15 protein-coding genes are annotated in these 17,091 nt (G+C 57.2%); 8 read left to right on the top strand and 7 right to left on the bottom strand.

From position 1 onward, the window contains the following. Positions 1-187: 187 nt before the first annotated feature. Together gmk and remA are read right to left on the bottom strand one after the other, a co-directional pair. On the bottom strand, positions 188-835 hold the full coding sequence (gene gmk, locus NW870_RS11285) for a guanylate kinase (RefSeq protein WP_414375341.1): 648 nt from the start codon (positions 833-835) through the stop codon (positions 188-190). Between the two features lie 99 nt (positions 836-934). Beyond that, a complete protein-coding gene (gene remA / locus NW870_RS11280; RefSeq protein WP_414375340.1) occupies positions 935-1,204 on the bottom strand; it encodes an extracellular matrix/biofilm regulator RemA in 270 nt (89 codons plus the stop codon). Between the two features lie 360 nt (positions 1,205-1,564). Between remA and NW870_RS11275 the strand changes: the two genes are divergently transcribed. The 3 genes from NW870_RS11275 to lipA all read left to right on the top strand — a co-directional run bounded on the left by NW870_RS11275 (position 1,565) and on the right by lipA (position 4,184). Beyond that, complete coding sequence (locus tag NW870_RS11275; RefSeq protein ID WP_414375339.1) at positions 1,565-2,578, top strand: phosphotransferase enzyme family protein; 1,014 nt, start codon at positions 1,565-1,567, stop codon at positions 2,576-2,578. Between the two features lie 46 nt (positions 2,579-2,624). Then, entirely contained in the window at positions 2,625-3,122 is a 498-nt protein-coding gene (locus NW870_RS11270) for a DUF4079 domain-containing protein (RefSeq protein WP_414355504.1), read from the top strand. A 207-nt stretch (positions 3,123-3,329) separates the two neighbouring features. After that, the gene (gene lipA, locus NW870_RS11265) at positions 3,330-4,184 is read left to right on the top strand and encodes a lipoyl synthase (protein WP_414375338.1); all 855 of its coding nucleotides are present in this window, start codon (positions 3,330-3,332) and stop codon (positions 4,182-4,184) included. Here lipA and NW870_RS11260 read toward each other — a convergent pair. After that, positions 4,181-5,404, bottom strand: a complete 1,224-nt coding sequence (locus NW870_RS11260; RefSeq protein WP_414375337.1) for an Era-like GTP-binding protein — start codon at positions 5,402-5,404, stop codon at positions 4,181-4,183. The genes lipA and NW870_RS11260 overlap by 4 nt on opposite strands. 1,207 nt (positions 5,405-6,611) lie before the next feature. Here NW870_RS11260 and NW870_RS11255 point away from each other — a divergent pair. The 4 genes from NW870_RS11255 (at position 6,612) to aroQ (ending at position 10,577) form a co-directional block, all read left to right on the top strand. Beyond that, the gene (locus tag NW870_RS11255; RefSeq protein WP_414355499.1) at positions 6,612-7,484 is read left to right on the top strand and encodes a glycosyltransferase; all 873 of its coding nucleotides are present in this window, start codon (positions 6,612-6,614) and stop codon (positions 7,482-7,484) included. Positions 7,485-7,852: 368 nt separating this feature from the next. Further along, positions 7,853-9,802, top strand: a complete 1,950-nt coding sequence (locus tag NW870_RS11250) for an acetate--CoA ligase family protein (RefSeq protein WP_414375335.1) — start codon at positions 7,853-7,855, stop codon at positions 9,800-9,802. Between the two features lie 168 nt (positions 9,803-9,970). Further along, positions 9,971-10,102: a hypothetical protein gene (locus NW870_RS11245; RefSeq protein ID WP_011434447.1), complete on the top strand. Its 132-nt coding sequence runs from the start codon at positions 9,971-9,973 to the stop codon at positions 10,100-10,102. After that, positions 10,080-10,577: a type II 3-dehydroquinate dehydratase gene (gene aroQ / locus NW870_RS11240; RefSeq protein WP_049749607.1), complete on the top strand. Its 498-nt coding sequence runs from the start codon at positions 10,080-10,082 to the stop codon at positions 10,575-10,577. The genes NW870_RS11245 and aroQ overlap by 23 nt, the downstream gene beginning before the upstream one ends. Before the next feature lie 17 nt (positions 10,578-10,594). On the opposite strand, the gene NW870_RS11235 is transcribed toward aroQ, so the two are convergent. From NW870_RS11235 to NW870_RS11225, 3 genes are all read right to left on the bottom strand, one after another. After that, positions 10,595-11,605, bottom strand: a complete 1,011-nt coding sequence (locus NW870_RS11235) for an alpha/beta fold hydrolase (RefSeq protein WP_414375333.1) — start codon at positions 11,603-11,605, stop codon at positions 10,595-10,597. Beyond that, the gene (locus NW870_RS11230; protein WP_414375331.1) at positions 11,602-12,528 is read right to left on the bottom strand and encodes a fatty acid desaturase family protein; all 927 of its coding nucleotides are present in this window, start codon (positions 12,526-12,528) and stop codon (positions 11,602-11,604) included. Before NW870_RS11230 ends, NW870_RS11235 begins: the two co-directional genes overlap by 4 nt. A 105-nt stretch (positions 12,529-12,633) precedes the next feature. Next, the gene (locus NW870_RS11225) at positions 12,634-13,170 is read right to left on the bottom strand and encodes a thioredoxin family protein (RefSeq protein ID WP_414375330.1); all 537 of its coding nucleotides are present in this window, start codon (positions 13,168-13,170) and stop codon (positions 12,634-12,636) included. Positions 13,171-13,361: 191 nt separating this feature from the next. Here NW870_RS11225 and pheT point away from each other — a divergent pair, with 191 nt between their 5' ends. Beyond that, on the top strand, positions 13,362-15,839 hold the full coding sequence (pheT, locus tag NW870_RS11220; RefSeq protein WP_414375343.1) for a phenylalanine--tRNA ligase subunit beta: 2,478 nt from the start codon (positions 13,362-13,364) through the stop codon (positions 15,837-15,839). 295 nt (positions 15,840-16,134) lie between these two features. Here pheT and NW870_RS11215 read toward each other — a convergent pair whose 3' ends face one another. Further along, the gene (locus NW870_RS11215; RefSeq protein WP_414375328.1) at positions 16,135-16,863 is read right to left on the bottom strand and encodes an SDR family oxidoreductase; all 729 of its coding nucleotides are present in this window, start codon (positions 16,861-16,863) and stop codon (positions 16,135-16,137) included. Positions 16,864-17,091: the final 228 nt, after the last annotated feature.

Genomic DNA, 17,091 nt, shown 5'->3' with positions numbered 1-17,091 from the left:
GCAAGATAAAAGCCGCCCTGGTCGCGTCAGCGGGCCGTAGGCCTTAGGGCGGGGCTTTAGACCCAGTTTTTTGGTAAAGCCAAACTACCCTCCCCAGCAGCTTTTTTCTTAACCGAAAGTTAACCCTAGGCCCAATCTGGAGCCACTGCACCACCGACACCAGCGTTCCGGGAAGGGGCTGGAGAAGCTAGGGCTGCTGCTCCTTTGAAGAGGGAGAGGGGGGATAGAGCAGGGCTTCCAGCTCCTGCAGCGCTTGCTCCAGGTTGTCGTTGACAATCACGTAGTCAAATTCGTCTTGGGCATCCAATTCCTTGCGGGCCTGTTCCAGGCGGCGCTCGATGCTGGCCTCTGAGTCTTGTCCGCGCTCGCGGATGCGACGTTCCAGCTCTTCCAGAGAAGGGGGACAGAGAAAGATGCGAATGGCATCTGGGTACTGTTGCCTCACCTGACGGGCCCCCGCCAGCTCAATTTCCAGCAGCACATCCTGACCCTGATTGAGTTTTTGGAACACGATCTCGCGGGGAGTGCCGTAAAAGTTGCCCGCATACTGTGCCCATTCCAACAGCTCGTTGGCTTCAATCAAGTTGAGAAATTCCTCCCGGCTGCGAAAGTAGTAGTTGACACCTTCCTGTTCGCTGGGGCGGGGGGGGCGGGTGGTGACCGAAACCGAGAAATACAACTCGGGGTGGCGCTGGCGCAACTGGCTGACCAACGTACCTTTGCCCACTCCACTGGGCCCTGTCAAAACCACCAAGCGACCGCGCGGGGTGGGAGCCGGAAGGGATCCCTGCTGCTGCGTACACTCAGAGGGAACTGGGGTAGGAGAGGTTGGCATAGACAGAGACCGACGCAAGACGGCTGGGCAATTGACTTGTTTGGGTTGGTTTTAGGATATCTCACTCCTGGTTCCTCAAACGGCTCACAGCGATGGCTTTCACTCGGTTTCGTCTGGCAAACCGGGCTTGGCCGCGAGGAAGCGGTTGGCAACGGTTTCGGGTTGGATGGCGGAGAGGATGACGTGCCCGGAATCGGTGATGATGACAGCGCGGGTACGACGACCATAGGTAGCATCCACCAACTGGCCCCTCTCGCGGGCATCGCTGATGATGCGTTTGATGGGAGCTGACTCGGGACTGACAATGGCGACCACACGCCCAGCGGCGACGATGTTGCCAAAGCCAATGTTGATTAGGCGGGTATCCATGGGGTGATGAGGGAACCTAACGGCTGTCCGGCCAGCGACCTTCATTAAGGTAGCAAATGGGGCTCTTTCGCGGGTTTGCCACAACGACACCTGAGTTCTCGGCCAATGGGGCAGTGGGTTTCGGCGACAAATCCCGTTCGGGTGAGCCGCAAAAAGGCTGTGGTCCCATAAAAAGCTGCACCCTCCCAAACAGCCTGCCCTGTTTATCGAGGATGGTAAAATCGCCAACGCCAAGCAACTTCAACAGAACTTTAAGAGAACTTTAAGCCTCAAAGGCGGTAAGTGTGATAGGCAGTTTGAGTGGGCTCGGAAAACAGTAAAGATCGACCCAGCACCCCAAGCTTGAATGGTTCCTCGCCTATGCTTGACCTGACTTGGCTGGATCCCCTTGTCCAACACTTTCAACTGGGGGATCCAGAGCCACCCGAAGCCATCCGAGTGGGCCTCATTCACCAAACCTGGAAACTCAACACCTCTGAGGGATCCTTCATCGTCCAGCGCCTTCACCCCCGATTTGATCCTGCTGTCACTGAAGATGGTCAAGCCATCGGCCAATGGTTGAGACAACACGGCTTCCCCGTCCCCCAATTCCGCCGCGCTCGCGATGGATCCCTGCACTTGTCCTGGGCAGAAGGGCTGTGGCGGGTCATGGATTGTCTGCCGGGATCCTGTCACCCAACTCCTCCCAATTGGGGCTATCTGGAAGAGGCGGGGGCAGCCGTTGGACGCCTGCATCGACTCCTGGCCCAGATGGACTATCGTTTTCGCTTCCAGATCCCGCATTTTCACGATACGGCTCACCTTTGGCAACAGCTACGCCAGCACGAACCGGTGCCAGAAGTGCAGGCAGAATGGCAGTTTTTAATCGAAACTGTGCCCAATCTTCTGCTGCCCTCAGGGATCCCAACTCAAATCATCCACGCCGATCTCAAGTTCAACAACTTTTTGTTCGATGAGCAGGGGCGATTTGTGGGCCTGGTGGATCTGGACACCTTCATGTATCACAACCTCTATGTTGAACTGGGGGATGCCCTGCGCTCCTGGGGTAAACGAGGAAATACCCTTCAGCCCGAGGCAATCCTGGCCGGGTTGCGGGGCTATGCCCAAACCGGGAACCTGCACGCCCTACAACCAGAACTCATCATTCAAGGGATCCAACTGATTACCCTGGAATTGGGGATGCGCTTTTTACAGGATTGGTTTGAAGACGCCTACTGGAATTGGGATCCCCAACGCTACCCCAGCCGCAAGGCCCATAACCTGGCCCGCTGCCAACAGCAAATTTGCCTATATCAAGACCTCACCCAGAGGGTGCCTCAACTGTTGGAGTCCATGCGCGCCCTTTGGTCTCATGAGCGGCAAAAGAGAGATTAACTTATGTTAATTTAGGGGCATCTTCCTCTTTCTTCCCGCGGTCTCTATGAGCATTCAACTTCCCCGCTGGCTAGAGCTGGCCTTGCCCTTCTTTCATCCTGTGCTGATGATTTTGGCGTTTGCGCTGGCCTTGTATGCCCTTTACCTGGGTCTGCAAGCGCGACGGGTGCGCACTGCCTCGGCAGAAGAACGCAAGGAGCTGATCAAAGGGAAGTTTGGTCAGCGGCATTTCCTTGCCGGATCCCTGTTCTTGTTGTTGATGGTGTTCGGAGCCCTGGGCGGCATGGGGGTTACCTACCTGAACAACGGCAAGCTGTTTGTTGGGCCTCACTTGCTGGCCGGGTTGGGCATTGTGGCCTTGGTGGCCAGCTCTGCGGCTCTGGCACCGCTGATGAAAGACGGGCAAAAAGTCTGGGCGCGCAACGTGCATATTCTATTGAACGTGGTGATCCTGGCGATCTTGGGTTGGCAGGCGGTGACCGGCTTCCAGATTGTGCAGCGCATCGTCGACCAAATGCTGACCACACCTCCCCAGGTGGCCTAGCCTCCCTGAAAACCCACTGAACAGGGCTGAGCGCTGTGAGGACTTTGATTCGCGGGTGCAAACCGAGAAGCTCACAGACTCAGTCCTGCCCTTTTCTAAATTCGGGGCTTCGTCATGTCAGAATGGCAAAGCAGGCGCTGCATCCTTCGACTGTAGAAGGGCGCTATCTTGCTGCTGCTACCCAGCTTCAACGCAATGGTTCTTCCCATGTCGGTTAGCCCTCTTCCCAATTGGGTCAAGCGTTCCATCGGCAAAGCCAGCGAGACTTCAGCGGTGCAGCAGGTGATCAAGCAGCGGGGCCTGCACACCATTTGCGAAGAGGGGCGCTGCCCAAACCGAGCCGAGTGCTACAGCCAAAAAACCGCTACATTTCTGTTGATGGGAGGGATCTGCACCCGCGCCTGCTCTTTTTGCCAGGTGGCCAGTGGACGGCCCGCACCATTGGATCCCGCAGAACCGGAGAAAGTGGCCGAGGCGGTTGAGCTGCTGGGGCTCAGCTATGTGGTACTCACCTCGGTGGCCCGCGACGATCTGCCCGACCAGGGATCCGGTCGCTTTGTGGAGGTCATGGAGGCAATTCGGCGGCGCTGCCCCGGCACCCAGATCGAGGTGCTTACCCCCGACTTTCGCGGCGATCGCGAATGCATTGCCCGTGTGGTGGCCGCTCAGCCTGTCTGCTACAACCACAACATCGAAACGGTACGACGGCTCTCCCAGGCAGTACGGCGCAGTTCCGGCTATGACCTGTCCTTGCGGGTTTTGCGAACGGTCAAGGAGCTGAATCCCGGATTACCCACCAAGTCTGGACTGATGCTGGGGCATGGGGAAACCCGCACAGAAGTGCTGGAAACCTTCCGGGATCTGCTGGCGGTGGGATGCGACCGTCTGACCCTGGGGCAATACCTGCAGCCTTCTTTGGCGCATCGCCCTGTGGAACGCTACTGGACTCCGGAGGAGTTTGCCGAGCTGGGCCAGATAGCCCGTCGGATGGGGTTTCGCCAGGTGCGCTCGGGGCCATTGGTGCGCAGCTCCTACCACGCTGCTGAAATGGTTGAGAACTAGGCGAGAAAACCTGGCAGGGAGGTTGTGCGGTCTGATACAGCCGGTCTTCCCTGTTCAATCAAGGCACGCAAGCCCGCTTCCAGGCCAAACGCTTGTGCTGCAAACTGGCTGAGCACCTGCGGCGCCAGGGATCCCAGGCGGTACAAGCTGATCCCCGCTACCAGACCCGGCAAGAGGCCGTTGCCCCAGCCTCCCCACAGCCAGGAACTTACTCCTTCTGCTAGCAGCAGCAGAGCCCCATTGAGCAGCAGCGGTCGCCACAGCCCCTTCCACAAGACCCTCCGGGGCAGGTGCAGCCGGATCTCCAAGCCCAGCAGCCAAAGACCATCCAGCAGCGGGGCCAACAGCAAATCCAACCCCAGCGGAGCTAAGCCCACCCCCATCCCCTTGCCAAGGGCGAAAATCCTGCCCCATTGCTCCACAAAGGGGGCATGGTGCTGCCACTGTTTTTCCAGAATCTGGGCCTGAACCCGGTCCAGCCGCTTCAACACATTCAAAGCCAGGAGGGATCCCGCCTCGGTTTGCAAAATCTGCAGAATTCGCCCCCGCAAGGCTTCAATTTGGGGTGCAGGCCGTTCCCATTCCAAAGTAATGCGGCCATCCGGCCAGTGGGTGCGGACTTTCAGGGGTTTTGGGCAGGCGGCCACGGTCAAAATCTCCTGTGGCGATACCCAGCCCAGGTGGCGGCTGATCTGGGCACAAATGGCCTGCAACTCCGCTTCGGAGTAGAGATCGCATTTGTTCAACACCAGCAGGATGGGCTTGTATAGAGTGCGCAGCTCCGAGAGAGCTTGGTATTCCAACTGGGTCAGGTCGGTGGCGATGACAAACACGATCAAATCCGCCGAGCGGGCCACATCCCAGGCCAACTGTTCGCGGGCTTCTCCTTCCACTTCGTTCAAACCCGGAGTATCCACCAGCCTCACCCGCCAAGGGATCCCTGGCTCCGGCTGCCACAGCAGGGATTGGGGCTGCTGAGTGACCCCATTGAGGGGGCCCACCTTCAATCGCTCCTCGCCGGTTAGGGCGTTCAGGACGGCCGACTTGCCACGGTTGACCAGCCCAAACACCGCAATGGAAAACAGCCGCGCGGTGAGGCGCTTGCGCAAAGTGGATAGAGCCCTGAACTCCGGTTGTAAATCCCGACGGCTGGCCAGAGATTGCCAATGATCCCAGCACCTTTGCAAAACGGTTTCGGCTTGGGTCAAGGGAGTGGTCATAGACAGGGGCAATGGACTAACCCTCACTCTAGAGGGAATTGCCCCTCAGGGCTAGCCGTTTCTCCCCCCCAGCGTGGGGAATCCAAACCCCACAAAATAGGGCATGATCACCCTAGGGTTCCGCCGAATCTCCTATGCTGTACCGCCTTCCCCAATCTCTGAAATGGCTTCGTGTGGGTGGATCCCATCGTTCTAAGCAAGAGCGCCAGATCGTACGCAGCCTGCTGGCCTTTGCTGGGGCGCTGCTGGTTATGGATGTTGTGCTTCTAAGTACTCTTCGTTAGTTCAATTGGCTTGCCTGAGTGGTTTTTGGGATGCGCACCCACCACAAATGGCGTCGAAAGGCGTCTTGAATAGCGTTTGGGGTTGACCGAGCAGCTTGGGAGATTTCTATTCCGAATTGCAGCTGGCGAACCCAGTCTCCCCTCCCTAGTTGCGGGAGAGGGGCTGAGGGCAGTCGCATTCGCGTGGCAGATCGGAGACCAAAAGTAGCACCGAGCACCAGGGGAAAGCCAACGAAGCTTTCTCTGCCCGCTGCAGGAGAGGCGGAATAACTGTAACTCTGGCGGGGAAAGGAATAGGATGCTACATTCTGTCTTCCTTGCAGGAGCTTAATCTTGCTCTCAACATCTCTACATGCTACAATTCGCCCTGTGCCAAGAAGTTTTGAGGTAAGCGCTATTCATGCTAAGTACACGAGCAAGCCATGGAAAATTCTAAAGCTGAGGCTCTACAGCCGCGAGTTCTCTTAGTATGGCAAAATGCAGTGGACTACCTCACATTCCCGGTTTTTTCCAATAAGCAGGTAACCCTGTGTCCGGGATGGGCAGCGAAGGGGTGTGGCCTTAACTTTTACAGCATTCCTCAGGGGCTGGTTGAGTGCCCCTTGGGAGACTACGATCTTTACGAGTTTGTGCATCGTTCGAATTAGATTGAAGATAAAGAGTTTGATTTAGTAGTAGTTAACTCTTCTATTTTCGACTCATGTAAACCTTTCAACACCAAAAAGTTCGGCTGTCCAACAGTTTTGTTATCTGGAGATACCCATTGGGTATCTCCTCTATGTGGTCACGGAATAGCACCTATTAACTATCTCTTAAATTACTGCAGCCAAGAGAACTTTGACTATGTAGTCACTACTTACAATCGGCAGCATCTACACTGGTTTGTTTCAGCAGGGATCCAAAATGCGGCGTGGCTGCCTTTGATGAATATGTACGTGGTCACTCATGAGTGGGTAGAGACAAGAGAAAACAGAATTGCTTTCCTTGGCCAAATCGGTGGCTTTCACCCAAGGCGCTCTTTCCTGATCAATGCTCTGAGAGAAGCGGGTTTGCCTTTGATTGCTAAGTCAGGAACTAGAGAAGAGGGAGCTCATTTATTTGCCCACTCCTTGATCTCTTTTAACTGTAGCCTAAATGGCGACATTAACTTGAGGAACCTTGAAATTATCTCTGCAGGGGGCTTTCTATTGACAGATCGCCTTTCATTTGCATCTGGTTTTGATGAGTACTTAGTTCCCGGACTATATTGCGATACCTACAACTCTTATTCGGAGCTAGTAGAAAAGATTAAGTTTTACTTAGAGAACCCTGAATCAGCAATAGAGATTGCCAAAAGAGCTTATGAGAAGTTTTTTACCGACTGGCATCCAAAGTATCGAATGGCCGATCTAATGAATTGGATATTTAATGGAGAGCTGCCCGATTTTTACGCAGCAAAATCTGATCCCCGCTTTCTTATCAGCACCTCCTCTAGGGATTTGATAAACACACGTCTGGCTATTTACGAGTCTGCTCAGGAGCTACATCGACTGCAGGAGCAGCCAAAGGTGCTCGTTGGCCGGAACTGTCCTCCAGTGATTGTGGCCGATTTGCTAGACCTGCAGAGGTTAGATCTCTATGTTGAGCCTGGTTTCCCCCTATCTGATCTCCCAAGCGATGGAAAAATCCTGTCTCGTCTCCACGTAGCCAATATAAACTCTTATGTCAAAGAAAAGTGGGATCTTCTTATTGTAAAGACAGACGACCAATTGACAAAATTCGGTTTTGTTTTTCCTCTAGATTTGTCTTTATTTTAGGAAGTGAAAATCAAATTGCTTTCTCCAACACAAAGGACTTATTTACTTAGTCGGCTGTTAATAGAAGAATGGGAACTCTAATCCGTCAGATACTTCACGATAGGATTTAGCCTACAAGAAATCCACAAGCAGGAATCGGGGGAGCAGCAGCTTACCGGGGTATCCAGACCCAGGCCTGCCTTCTATCCTGCTCGACTGGAACTCTTGTACTTAACTCTCCAAAGGGGCTTTAACAGGCAAAAAGCTGCCCGGGATCCCTTGTGCTGCGGGGATGGGGGTCGGATCGGGAATAATGGAAGCGGCCCAAGCCGGGGGAGTTGGGTTTTCTCCGAGCTGAGGTCGTTGTCTTCCTTCTCTTGAGGCCGGTTATGGTTTTGCAGGAGGCAGCGGGCGTGCCCCGCATCAACGCGCGCGAGTCGGATGTTTTCGACATTTTCAACCTGAAGCATTATCTCGGCCCTAACCCCTATCTCAATACAGCCGCTTTCACCTTCGACTTTGCCCTTACCCAGTGCCCACAGCCGCTGCCCATCGATGTCTACCTGTCCAAGGTCTGCTTCCATTTCCCCCAGTTGCAGGAGGGATCTTATCCTTCCTACGCCCACTTGTTTGCCCGGCTGGTGACGGAGGTGAACCGGTTGCAGATGGATCTCCACTTGCAGCGGTGGAGCTGTCATCCGTTTTCAGAGTATGTGCGCATCGCGGTGCAGACCTTACATGGCCGTACCACTCGTGCTGCGGTCTATTTTGCTTGGGATTGGCTGGAAGCCATCACCCAAGGACAGCCCTTCGATTTTGAAGGGGAGATGCGCCGCCTGCAGCAATTGTTTCGCGACTCGGTGTACGGCGGGCCGACGGTCTATGCCCTCTTGCGGGCTGCTCACGAACGCGGGATCCCTACCTACTACCTATGGGATGAAGGGGTGATGCAGTATGGCTATGGGCGCAACCAGGTGCGAGGGGTGGCCACCACCTTTCACTGCGACAGCCATCTCGACTCTGACTTCACCACCCGCAAAGACGATTGCAAAGCCTTTCTGGCGGCGCAAGGGTTCCCCGTGCCCCAGGGAGAGGTGGTCGCCTCTTTGGCAGAAGCTTTGCAGCAAGCGCAAGAAATCGGCTATCCGGTGGTGCTCAAGCCGGTGGCCGGCCACAAGGGGATAGGGGTAACAGCAGGCATTCAAACCCCGGAAGAACTGGCCTTTGCCTACGAGGTAGCCGTGGCAGCCCTTCCCCCTGAGGAGCCCATCCGACTGATCCTGGAAAAGCATCTGCAGGGCACCGATTTTCGCCTGTTGTGTGTGGGAGGCCGCTTTGTGGCGGCCACGGAACGACGCCCCGCCTCAGTGACGGGAGATGGCCGAAGCACCATCGGGCAGCTCATCGAGCAGGCCAACCGGGATCCCGCCCGTTGGGATACCCCCACTTCTCCCCTAGGGCCGATCCAATGGGATGAGGCAATGGAGCGCTTTCTGGCAGAGCAAGGCTTGACAGTGGACAGTGTGCTGGAACCGGGGCGGACGGTCTATCTGCGCAAGGTATCCAATCTCTCGGCGGGAGGAGTGAGCCGCGATGTCACGGCCACCGTCCATCCCGACAACGTGGTTTTGGCCCAAACCATTGCCCAGCAGTTCTCACTGGTGTGCTTGGGCATCGATGTCATTGCCCCCAGCCTGGAGCGCTCCTGGAAGGAGGGATCCCTGGGGATCATCGAGATCAATGCTGCGCCAGGTGTGCTCATGCACCAAAAACCTGCCATTGGCGCGGGAGTGGATGTGCCGGGGGCAATCCTCGACCATCTGTTTCCCAAGACGGCCCGCATCCCGATTTTGACCTTTAACCGCCTTACCTTGGCCGAGGCGCACACCTTGGTGGAGCATATTTTGTCCCACCGCCCCAACGCATGTGTGGGATCCGTCTGTCGGGAGGGTGTGCTGCTGAACCACAGCTCTAGACCCCTGCAGGGCAGCCTCTTTCGCCAGGTGAAAACCCTGCTGCGCCATCCCCAACTGGATCTGCTTTTGGCGGAAGCCGACGAAGAGACCCTGGAGCGGGAGGGCTTGGCCTACGAAGGCAGCGATCTGGTGGTGCTGCGGGATCCCTCCGATCAAGAGCTGCAAACCCTGAAACGGGATCTCAACCCCGGCGGCGCCCTCTTCCTGCAGCGGGGATCCACCCTAACTTTGACGGTGGCGGGCCAGGCGGAGCGATTTGAATTGCCGGGGACAGACCTTCAGATGGGGATCCTGCTGCGCTCCATGACCCTGCGGATCATCTGCAGAACCATTAGCCAGATGCTGAAGAACTGGTCTGGCTGAGGGGTTTTGGATTTTCTTCAGATTCTTGTAAAAGGGTAGGCAAAACAAGGGATCCCTGCTGGGGAAAAAGGCCGGCCAGCCAGTCAGCTCTACACCCCTCGGAAAGAAGCGCTATCATAGAAGTCCGTCGAATAAACTCCCTTCGTAAAACCTCGCGAGGCAGATCGGATGGATTGGGTAGAAAAGGTGCTGGAAAAGATCCGGGAATGGGTGGAACGTGTGATCGACACCCTGCTGGGGAACCCCCAGCCTCAACCTGCTCCCATTCCGGTAGAAGATGGATCCCATCGTCGTCGTTAATCCGACTGCCATTGCCCCCGGCGGCGAGCCTCTCAGCCTCTTGGTACTGCATGGCCCCAACCTCAACCTGCTGGGGGTGCGAGAGGTGGGCATCTACGGCTCAGTATCCCTAGAGCAGATCGATCAGGCTCTGCATCGGCAGGCAGAAATGCTAGGGGCGAAGCTGGAGATTCTCCAGTCCAACCATGAGGGGGTGCTCATCGATGCCATTCACCGTGCCCGCCAGCAGCATGTCGGCATTCTGATCAACCCTGGGGCCTATACCCACACCAGCATTGCTCTCCGAGATGCCATTGCAGCCGTAGGATTGCCCACTGTGGAAGTCCACCTAAGCAACATCCATCGCCGCGAGCCCTTCCGCCAGCACTCTTACATCGCCGCCGTAGCGGTTGGGCAAATCAGTGGTTTTGGGGCACAAAGCTACCTGTTGGGACTACAGGCTCTGGTGCAACACCTGCGCCTGCAATCTGTGTAGGATCTGTGTAGGTGCCCTCAGCTCTCCAGGAACTCCTGCACGGCTGTGCGAATAAAAGCTTCATCCTCGGGGTTTTGATGAGGATTACCGGCCCGGTGCCCCCAAATGGAGGGGATGATCTTGTAAACCGCGTTCGGGATCCATTCTGCCTCAGCCCGACAATCTTCTGGGGTGAAATACAAATCCGTCTGGGCGGGCATCACCAGTGTTTTGGCCTGGATTGCCCTCAAAGCTGCCCGATAATCTCCCCGGTGAATGGGGTTGTCGCTGATATCGCAGCGGATCCAAGTTTCGATCATCGATAGCAAATTCTGCGGATCCCGGCGGCGGTAATTGGCCTCCCAGCCTCGCTCTAAATAATCTTCGAGAGAGGCATACCCCAAGGATTCATAGCATTTTTGGTTGAAAAAAGGTTGGGAAACAGCCCAACTGGCGTAGATGTGGGCAAAAGCTCGCAGGCCCCGCTCTGGGACACCCGTAAATCGACGACCGTTCCAGGCGGGATCGGCAGTTAGGGCTGAGCGCAAACTCTCCAGAAAAACCCGATTGTGAACTGTGGTCTTGGCGGTGCCACAGAGGGCTACGATCCGTTCCACCCGCTCAGGAAACAGGGATCCCCAGTGATAGGCTTGCTGAGCCCCCATCGACCAGCCGTAGATCAGGCGGATGCGTTCGATCCCAAAGTGTTGGCGAATCAGGCTCTCCTGCAGGCGCACATTGTCCCAGTGGCTAAACCAGAAGCCATCTTCCCGCAAGCCACAGGCTGGATCGTTGCTGGGGGAAGTGGAAAGGCCATTGCCCAGCATATTGGGAATGAGGATAAACCACCGCTGCGGGTTGAGGATGCCGTCGGGACGAATCAGCCACTCCAGGTCGGGATGCTGAGCCCCATAGGAGGTGGGGTAGAGGATCAGGTTGTCTTTTCGGGGGGAAAGAGTCCCGTAGGTGGCGTAGGCGAGCGTGATTTGGGGCAGTTGGATCCCGCACTGTAGCTGAAAATCGTTCAGGCTCCAGGTGTAGTGAGTCATGCCTGAAATTGTTCAATCACCTGACGATGAACCCGCACATACCCCTGCCCTAGATGAGCCAGATGGGGCTTGAGGTATTGATGGGCATCGGCCAAAGCATGAAATGGAATGGAGGGGTAAAGGTGATGCTCAGCATGGTAAGGCATATTCCACATCAAAAAGCGGATTGGCCAAAGGGTAAGGGTGGTACGGGTATTGGAGAAGGGATCCTCGGTTTGGCTACAGCCTGTGTGCTCTGCCAACAAAATGAAGCGCAAGATCGGCTGCCCTACCGCCAAAGGCAACAGCCACAGCCACACTATCCAGGGATCCCCCAGCAGAAGGGAGAGCAAGCTCCCAAGGCCATAGACCCCTAGCTGCAACCGCACCGAACGAATCACCTCTTGGCGGGCCGATTCAGGAATGTAGGGATAGCCTTGCAACTGGCCGCTGGCTATGCGGATGTAGGTCTTCACCTTGCCGATCCACCAAGTCAAGCCGCTCAGCTCGAGCAAATACTCCGGCCAGCTCTGGGGTTTGGGATCCTCCAGCTCCGGATCCTTGCCCGGAATCTGGGTATAGCGGTGGTGCCATTTGTGGTATCGGCGATAAAAAGTGCTGTTGTAAAATGAGAGCAAGCCCGCCACCCAGGCTACCCCGTCATTCAGTTTTGGGCTGGAAAAAGCGGTGCGGTGTACACATTCGTGCAAAGCAGCAAACATCGTCGCCAAACTGGCCCCGTAAACCACCAGCGCCGGCAGGGCAATCCAGCCATTGACACCTTTCTGGGTCACCCACAGGCTGCCACTCACCGCCATCACCGCCAAATGTCCCAAAAGCTGCCGGAGCCCGGCTGAATTGGAGCGGACATTCAGTTGTCTGAGGCGCTCGCTCGGGATCAACCGTTGCGGATCCGGCAAAATCGGTGTTGTCTCGACAGCCATGGCCTGTTCTTGTGAGCTACGAGAATGGATAGAAGTTATCCAATATCAAACCGAGGTCAGACCTTTTCGCCTGTGTCCAAGACAACAAAACCCTGGACCAAACTCCTAACCATGACTGCGGGGATCCGGCTGACTGGGGAGGGCGCGCCTGCCCCGCTCCAGCTCAGACACCGGCCCGATGTTGGTCAACTGCAGGGGCTGTCCAGTTGCCAGAGCCAACACATTGGCTCGCAGAATCGACGGCGGCTGTTCGCCAATCGCCGATCCCAGCACTTCTCCCTGCCGATCCAAAAACAGAAAATGGGGGATGCCGTTCACCCGGTAGCGGCTCAGCTCCGGCAGCCACTTCGGATTGTCCACATTCAACATGACGAAGTTGACTTGATCGGCAAATTCCTGTTTCAGGCTGGCCAGGAGGGGTGCCATGGCACGACAGGTGCTGCACCAATCGGCATAAAACTCCACCAAAGAAGGTTTGCCATTGGCCTGAGCTTGCTCCCAAGGTATGGCCTCTTGGGCTAGAGCCTCTAAGTTGCTGCCCGCCTGACGCCCTTGGTTAGCCAAAAACAGTCCTGCTGCCAAGAGCACAGCTACTGCGGCAATCAACCCGTTGCGCAACCGTTTTGCCCAGTCTTTCTTCATCCTTCCTCACCTTGCCATCCGCTGGATCTGACCTCAGCCCTCGCCTTCACTGTTTTAGCATCCCACCCTGTCTCACCGGTTCCGGCCAGAACCGGGTCTATGCCATCCCACGATCTTGGGCCGGGATCCCGGCTGGAGAAGAGGGCCAGGTGAGCGATAATGGGTGCGGCGTTTGCACCGATGGCTCAGCGATGCGCATCTCCTTGAAGTGGCTGCGAGAACTGGTGGATTTCCAACTTTCACCCGAAGAACTGGGGGAGGCCCTCACCCTGGCGGGGTTTGAAGTGGAAGAGATCGAAGATCGCCGCACCTGGGCAGAGGGGGTGGTTTTGGGCAAGATCCTGGCTGCCGAGCCTCATCCCAACGCCGACAAGCTGCAGGTTTGCCAGGTGGACTTGGGATCCGATCGGCCTGCCACCATTGTCTGTGGAGCTGCCAACGCCCGCCCTGGGATCCTGGTAGCAGTGGCTACACCCGGCACCCATTTGCCCGCCCTCTCCCTCACCATTGCCAAAGCCGACAAGCGGGGGGTGATCTCGGAGGGCATGATCTGCTCTCTGGCCGAGCTGGGGCTGGAGAAATCTTCCGAAGGGATCCACGAATTCCCGCCCGACTTGGATCTGGAGGTTCATCCGCTTGGCTCTGATGTGCGCCCCCTTCTAGGCTTGGACGATGTGGTGCTGGATCTCACTTCCACCGCCAACCGGGCCGATGCCCTGAGCATGGTGGGGATCGCCCGCGAAGTGGCTGCCCTCACCCGCAACCCGCTGCGCCTGCCCCCCGTCCAGCCTCTCCAAACCAAGCCCATCCCCAACTTTCAGTTGCGCATTGCCGACGCCAAAGCCTGCCCCGCCTACAGTGGCGTGTTGATCGAAGGGGTGAAAGTCGGCCCTTCCCCCGACTGGCTAAAACACCGACTGGCCGCTGCCGGGATGCGCTCCATCAACAACGTAGTGGATATTACCAATCTGATCCTGCTGGAATGGGGCCAGCCTTTGCACGCCTTCGACTGGGATCGCCTGCTCCAGGTCATGGGCAAGAAAAAACCCACCATCGAGGTGCGCTTGGCCCAGCCGGGAGAAACCTTAAAGACCTTGGACGGCCAAACCCGCACCTTGCAAGCCGATAGCCATCTCATTGTGGCCGGCAGCCAACCGGTAGCTCTGGCCGGGGTCATGGGAGGGGAAGAAACCGAAGTCAGCTCGACCACCACCCGCATTTTCTTGGAAGCAGCCGTATTCGATCCGGCGGTGACGCGGCGCTCGGCCCGGTCTCAAGGTCTGCGCACCGAGGCTTCCACCCGCTATGAGCGAGGGGTTAACTTTGCCACCCTCGATCAGGCCCGGGATCGGGCGGTGCAGTTGATCCTGGAACTGGCAGGGGGAGCAGTGGCCGGCCTCACCACCTTTGACCGGCGGCCCCCCCTGGAACGCACCCTGAAATTGCGGCTGTCGCGGCTGATCGATGTGTTGGGGGACGAGGTGCAGGCGGCGGATGTGGAGGAGATCCTATCTGCCTTGGGCTTTCAGCTCTCCCGTTGCGAAGGGGCCAATTCCCAGAGTGCCCTCTCCCCCGCTACCGAGACGGCAACCGTGGCCCGCTGCGTTTGGCAGGTCGTCGTTCCCCCCTATCGCCTGCGGGACATTGAGCGGGAGATCGACCTCATCGAGGAGTTTGCCCGTCTCTACGGCTATGACCGCTTCTCGGAAACCCTACCCACCGAGCCGCAGGTGGGATCCCTTTCGGCGCGGGAAACGTTCACCCGCCAGATCCGAGAAGTGCTGCGCGGCATTGGCCTGACAGAGGTATATCACATCTCCCTCTGCCCAGCGGAGGAGGATGGATCTTTGGTGAGGATTGCCAATCCACTTTCGCCTGAATATTCAGCCGTGCGCAATGCGCTACTTCCCGGCCTGGTGGAGGCCTTCCGCTTCAACTGGGATCAAGGCAACGGCCCGCTCCAAGCCTTTGAAATCGGTCGTGTTTTTGCCCATGCCCTTCCCCCCAACCCCCACCCTTACCGGGAAGCTGAGCATATCGGCGGTATCTTGGGCGGGGATCCCAATCCCCACGATTGGCAGCACCGCAACCGACCCATGGACTGGTTCGAGGCCAAGGGGCTGCTGGTCTCCGCTCTGGAGCGGCTGGGATTTGGCCCGGAGTTTCGTCTGGATCCCCCTGAAGAGCAATCGCCGCTGCTGCACCCCGGTCGCCAGGCCGGCCTGTGGCTCGAGGGATCCCGCATCGGTTTGTTCGGGCAACTGCACCCCCGCCTCTGTCAGGAAAAGGGGCTGCCAGATCAGGTCTATGGGTTTGAGCTGCAGTTGGATCCCTTGCTGGAAAGCCTGGAGAGACGGGGCATTGTGCAATTTGTCCCCTTTTCGCCCTTTCCTGCTGCCGATCGGGATATCGCCTTCTTTGCGCCACTCGACCTTGCCGTTGGTGAGATCGAGAAGGTTATCCGTCGAGCGGGCGGAGAACTTCTCCAATCGGTGCAGCTTTTCGACGAGTACCGGGGCCAAGGAGTACCTGCAGGGCAGCGCAGCCTTGCCTTCCGCCTGGTGTACCGTGCTCCCGATCGCACCCTCACGGATGCGGAGGTAGAAGCTCTGCAAAACCAGGTGAGGGCGCAGTTGACAACACAATTTCCGGTTACCTTGCGCAGCTAGCCGACCACTTTACCCCAGCCGCGGCGGGCTGCCCTTCTCTGGCAGCATCTTCATCAGCAGTTTGGCCCGGCGTTGCTTGCTTCTGTGCCGGACGAATGGCTAGGACGGTTGGTGGGGGTGTCGGGAGATCTGATCCAACGTTGCCGTCGAGAAATGAGGATCCCCGCTGGCGCTTTGGGCTGCGGAGAGCAGAATTGAGACGGGGGGAGCCTCGGAGAGAAACTCGAGCGCTTGTCTCGCCAAAAGACAGGCTGCTGCCGCCTCAACCCCAGCAAAAGGACAGCAAAACACTTGGTCAAAGGAATTGGTGGCTTTCAGGCTGCAGCACGATCTCGCTCGGTACAGCACCGGCGGGCGCTGTGAGGGCAAAGTGGATGGCTTCCGCAGCCGTGGCAGGGCTGAGCATCTTGTCTCGCTGCACCTTCAGGCTGATGGGATCCCAGAAGGGTGAGTCGATGCCCCCGAAGTAAAACAGCGTAAATCTGACTCCAAAGCGCTTCAGCTCATCGGCCATGCACTTGCTAAACCCGACCACCCCAAACTTGGCCGCACAGTAAGCAGAGGCCATCGCCATGGGATGACGTCCAAGGACGCCGGGGAAATTGAGGATGTGGCCGGATTTTTGCTCCCGCATGGGGTTGGCAGCCAGTTGGCTGGTGTAGAAGCTGCCCTTCAGGTTGACCGCTATCATCCGCTCTAGGTCTGCGGGGGTTAGTTGCGGAGCAGGTTTCAGGATCCCGGCCCCGGCCAGGTTGATCAGCACGTCAATGCGCCCATGCGTTTGCACCGTTTGGTTGACCAGTGCCTCTACCTGGGCATAGTCTGTCACATCAGTGGGGATCCCCACTCCAGAGGCAGCCCCCAAAGAGGCTGATTTCTCCACCAGAGCTCGCAGGGGCTCTTCTCGCCGAGCGGCCAACACCAGATGGGATCCGGCCTGAGCCAGCATGGGCACAAGGGCACTGCCGATACCCCCCGTTGCCCCCGTGATCAGAATGACCGCCTGCGATAGTGGAGAAGACACGTTACGTTTCTTAAACTCTCTTTCCCATCATACACAGGGATCCCGAAGAGCCGTTGACATTCTCCCTGCCTTAAAGGGCAAGGATTCTTTCTCGGGTTGCGGGATAACTCCTACTTCCCGAGCTACACCGGGCATGGGGTCGAAACCTTAGCCCAATGGGGGATGCCATCACCCCAACTACTGGGACATCGAACTGCCCCAGATACTTCCGTCTCAAATTCACTGCAC

Source organism: Synechococcus sp. R50.1 (assembly GCF_047462115.1).
Classification (GTDB): Bacteria; Cyanobacteriota; Cyanobacteriia; order Thermostichales; family Thermostichaceae; genus Thermostichus.
This window is presented reverse-complemented; position numbering and strand designations above follow the sequence as displayed.